General features: G+C 66.2%; 5 protein-coding genes. All 5 read left to right on the forward strand.

Annotated features, from left to right (window positions below; genetic code table 11):
* The first annotated feature begins 90 nt into the window (after window positions 1–90).
* Entirely contained in the window at window positions 91–864 is a 774-nt protein-coding gene (locus KZA10_RS08420) for a TAXI family TRAP transporter solute-binding subunit (protein ID WP_308289619.1), read from the forward strand.
* 251 nt (window positions 865–1115) lie between these two features.
* A complete protein-coding gene (locus KZA10_RS08425) occupies window positions 1116–1865 on the forward strand; it encodes an amino acid ABC transporter ATP-binding protein (protein WP_371861286.1) in 750 nt (249 codons plus the stop codon).
* A gap of 55 nt (window positions 1866–1920) precedes the next feature.
* Window positions 1921–2838: a glutamate ABC transporter substrate-binding protein gene (locus KZA10_RS08430; protein WP_055871044.1), complete on the forward strand. Its 918-nt coding sequence runs from the start codon at window positions 1921–1923 to the stop codon at window positions 2836–2838.
* A gap of 80 nt (window positions 2839–2918) precedes the next feature.
* Complete coding sequence (locus tag KZA10_RS08435) at window positions 2919–3566, forward strand: amino acid ABC transporter permease (RefSeq protein WP_141386236.1); 648 nt, start codon at window positions 2919–2921, stop codon at window positions 3564–3566.
* A partial coding sequence (locus KZA10_RS08440; RefSeq protein WP_308289620.1) for an amino acid ABC transporter permease occupies window positions 3563–4489 on the forward strand: 927 nt, incomplete at its 3' end. The genes KZA10_RS08435 and KZA10_RS08440, both read left to right, overlap by 4 nt.

The raw sequence follows: 4489 nt of genomic DNA on the forward strand, positions 1-4489 counted from the left end.
CGCCGACAATGCCCAGTTCCGCGCCGAGCACGCGGCATGCAGCATGGGTGTCTGGCGTCTCGAGAACAACAGGGTGGAGCACTGCCACCTGTGCTGCCCATTCCCGCCACTTTCACCGGCTCAACGCACAATCTGCTGCGGGTCAGCTCGGGGGAGGCCCTGATCGGGTTCGCGCAGGGTGATGCGGCCGCCGATGCGGTGGCCGGCACCGGGGCCTTCGACACGCCGCTGGAGGTGCAGGCCCTCGCTCGGCTCTACGACGAATACGTGCAGGTCGTGGTGCGGGGAGACTCCGAGATCGACGACGTCGGCGATCTCGCCGGCCGAACGATCTCGCTCGGCGCGGAGAACTCCGGGGTGAACGTGATCGCCGCCCGCGTGCTGGATGCGGCCGGCGTCGATCTCGGGTCTGTCCGCAACCCTCAGCTCGACCTCAGCGAGTCGATCGGCGCGATGGAGCGCGGGGAGATCGACGGGTTCTTCTGGGTGGGCGGATTGCCGACCCCTGGAGTGGCGGAGCTCTCCGAGAGGTCGCCGGTTCGCCTGCTCCCGATCGAGCAGGAGTGGGTCAACGAGGTGAACGAGCGGTACTCGCACGCCTACCGTCCGGCAGATGTCCCGGCCGGGACCTACGGCCTCGTGGATTCCGCGCCGACGATGGCGGTGCCCAACTATCTCGTCACGGCAGCCGCGACCCCTGACGCCGTCGTGCGCGACGTGCTCGCCGGGCTGTTCGACGCGCGTCTGCGCATCGCGGGGGAGGTGCCCACCGCGGCGTTGCTGGACCGTCGTTCGGCGATCTTCACCGGTCCCGTCCCTCTGCACCCCGGGGCCGTGGACTACTACCGGGACCTGCGCGGCTGACTGCTCAAGAAATCCTCAAGAAGTCTGACACCGGGGTCCACCCTCTGTCATTGTGAGGTCGATCGTGAACGATCGTCGCCTGCTGCTCAACTGTTTTTGGGGTGCTGCAGCAGGACGATTCCGCGGCCCGTGGGGGCGGGCCGCGGGGTAACCATGCACAGCTGCATTGGTGCCGCGATCAGGTGATTACGAACGTGTAAATCTCACCGAGGTGCCTGGAGACCCGCGTCCGACGTGGCTAGTTTGGAGAAATGATGACCTCTGATACCCCGCTCGTCGTGGTCGAGAACGTCCAGAAGCACTACGGCGATTTCCAGGCGCTCACCGACATCGACCTGACCGTCAACTCGGGGGAGGTCGTGGTCGTGATCGGCCCGTCCGGCTCCGGCAAGTCGACGCTCTGCCGCACGATCAACCGTCTCGAGACGATCACCAGCGGCAGCATCAGCATCGACGGCAAGGAGCTCCCGGCCGAGGGCAAGGGCCTGGCGCATCTGCGGGCGGACGTCGGCATGGTCTTCCAATCCTTCAACCTCTTCGCCCACCTCACGATCCTCGAGAACGTGACACTCGGCCCGATCAAGGTCCGCGGCATCAAGAAGTCCGACGCCGAGAAGGAGGCGATGATGCTGCTCGAGCGCGTCGGCGTCGCGCAGCAGGCGAACAAGCTCCCCGCCCAGCTCTCCGGCGGCCAGCAGCAGCGCGTGGCGATCGCCCGCGCTCTCGCGATGCAGCCCAAGGTGATGCTGTTCGACGAGCCCACCAGCGCCCTCGACCCCGAGATGATCAACGAGGTCCTCGACGTCATGGTCGAGCTGGCGCACGACGGAATGACGATGATCGTCGTCACCCACGAGATGGGCTTCGCCCGCAAGGCCGCCGACCGCGTGGTCTTCATGGCCGACGGACGGATCGTGGAGGAGGCGACTCCCGAGGAGTTCTTCACGCATCCGAAGAGCGATCGCGCCAAGGACTTCCTCTCGAAGCTCCTCACGCACTGACGTCCACGCACCGACCACACAGACCCTGCACACACAGCACACGAAGGAGACGCACATGCGACGCACACGGACACTGGCAGGTATCGGAATCGCAGCGGCCGCGCTGCTGGCGCTCACCGCCTGCAACAGCGGTACGCCGTCCAGCACAGGAGCTCCGGAGGGCGGCGACGAGGGCGAGGCCTCCAGCAGCACCCCGTGGACCGTCCTGACCGACGTCAGCATCGACGGCAGCCCGACGTTCGACCGGATCGAGTCTTCCGGCACGATCAAGGTCGGCGTCAAGGAGGACCAGCCGGGCCTCGGCTACCTCGACCCGGTGACGGGCGATCGCACCGGATTCGACGTCGACATCGCCCGCTGGATGGCGGCATCGCTCGGCGTCGATCCGGAGAAGATCGAGTTCCAGGCGATCGCCTCCGCGAACCGCGAGCAGGCCATCGTGAACGGCGACATCGACTACTACGTCGGCACCTACTCGATCACCGACAAGCGCAAGGAGCAGATCTCCTTCGCCGGTCCCTACTTCGTCACCGGTCAGGGCCTCCTCGTCGGCGCCGACAGCGACATCAAGAGCGTCGACGACCTGAGTGCCGAGACGACGGTCTGCTCGGCGACCGGATCGACGCCGATCCAGAACATCAAGACGAACTACCCCGACGTGCCGACCAAGGAGTACGACACGTACTCGAAGTGCGTCGAGGACCTGAAGAACGGTCAGGTGGATGCCGTCACGACCGACGAGGCGATCCTCATCGGCTACGCGGCCCAGGACCCGGACAAGCTGAAGGTCGTCGGGGAGCCGTTCAGCGAGGAGCGCTACGGCATCGGACTCGCCAAGGGCGATGACGCGCTGGTCGAGTACTTCAACACGCAGCTCACCGACGGCGCGAAGATCTGGCAGCAGATCTTCGACAACAACCTGGGTGCCTCCGGCGTCAAGGCGACGCAGCCCGAGGTCGACCCGATCGGCTGATTCCTGCGGGGCGGTCGACATGTTCGACCGCCCCGCTCATCGGCAGGAACATCCGAGAACTCGAATCGACAGGAGCAGCTGTGGGAGTCATCACCGACCACCTCGACCTCTGGGGAGAGGCACTGTGGGGAACCATCGTGCTGTTCCTGGGCGGTGGCATCATCGCGCTGGTTCTCGGACTCATCGTCGGGGCCGCGAGAGTATCGCCGGTTCCGATCGCACGAGCCGTCGGCGGCATCTATGTGAACTGGATCCGCAACACGCCGCTCACCCTCGTCATGTTCTTCTTCGCGTTCTGCCTCCCCATCCTGCTGGGGGAGCGGGTGAACGCCCTCCTGCTGGCCGTGATCGCCCTCGGGCTCTACACCGCGACCTACGTCGCCGAGGCGCTGCGCGCCGGCATCAACACGGTGCCGGTCGGACAGGCCGAGGCCGCGCGTGCGATCGGCCTGAACTTCGGACAGGTCATGCGCTACGTGGTGCTGCCGCAGGCGACGCGCTCGGTCGTCCCGCCCATGATGAGCGTGCTCATCGCGCTCATGAAGAACACCACGGTGGCGGCGGGGTTCTCCGTCGTCAACCTCGGCACCATCCGCGCGGCGCTCAGCGAGCGCGGGGAGAACGCCCTCGTCGTCCTGCTGTGGGTCATGGTCCTGTTCGTGGTGCTGGTGCTGCTGCTCGCCTGGGTGCAGCGCGTTCTCGAGAACAAGTGGAGGATCGCGCGATGAGTTCCGTCCTTTTCGACGTCCCCGGCCCTCGTGCCGTCGTCCGCAACCGGCTCATCGGGGCCGCAACGGTCCTCGTCGTCCTCGCCGTGCTCGGCTGGGTCGTGTGGAGACTCTTCGCCACGGGACAGTTCTCTGCGGAGAAGTGGAACATCTTCACCTTCTCCGCGGTCTGGGTCCGGTTCGGCGAGGGATTGGTGGCCACGCTGGCCGCATTCGCGGTCGCCGGTGTCGGATCCATCGCCCTCGGCTTCCTGCTCGGCATCGGGCGCCTGTCGGAGCACGCCTGGGTGCGTGAGCCCGTCCGGTGGATCATCGAGGTGCTGCGAGCGGTGCCCGTGCTCATCCTGATGATGCTGCTGTACTACGGCCTCCCCGTGATCGGTGTGAAGATGCCGCCGTACTGGGCCGTCGTGATCGCCCTGATCGTCTACAACGGCTCCGTGCTCGCCGAGGTGCTGCGTGCCGGCATCGAGTCGTTGCCCCGTGGGCAGAAGGAAGCCGGCTACGCGATCGGACTGCGAAAGACCGGGGTGATGTACTTCATCCTGATCCCGCAGGCCGTGCGGGCCATGATGCCGGTGATCATCGCGCAGCTCGTCGTCGCGCTGAAGGACACCGCGCTCGGGTTCATCATCACGTACCAGGAGCTCCTCTACGTCATCAACCAGATCGGCAACCAGGCGCCCTACGGGTCGCCGCTGATCCCCGCGGCGATCGTCGGCGGATCGATGTACGTGGCCGTGTGTCTGCTGCTGTCCTACATCGCCTACCGCCTGCAGCGTCGGGCCAAGCGCTACGGGGGCCATGTCCATGAAGCGCGAGTAGTGCCCCTGGAACGCGACAGTGATCGTCGCGGTAGGTCCATTACGGTGCTTGGCGACGATGAGGTCGGCCTCGCCCGGACGCACGTCCTTGTCGTAGAC

It is taken from the genome of Microbacterium sp. BF1 (assembly GCF_019279095.1).
Taxonomy (GTDB): Bacteria; Actinomycetota; Actinomycetes; order Actinomycetales; family Microbacteriaceae; genus Microbacterium; species Microbacterium maritypicum.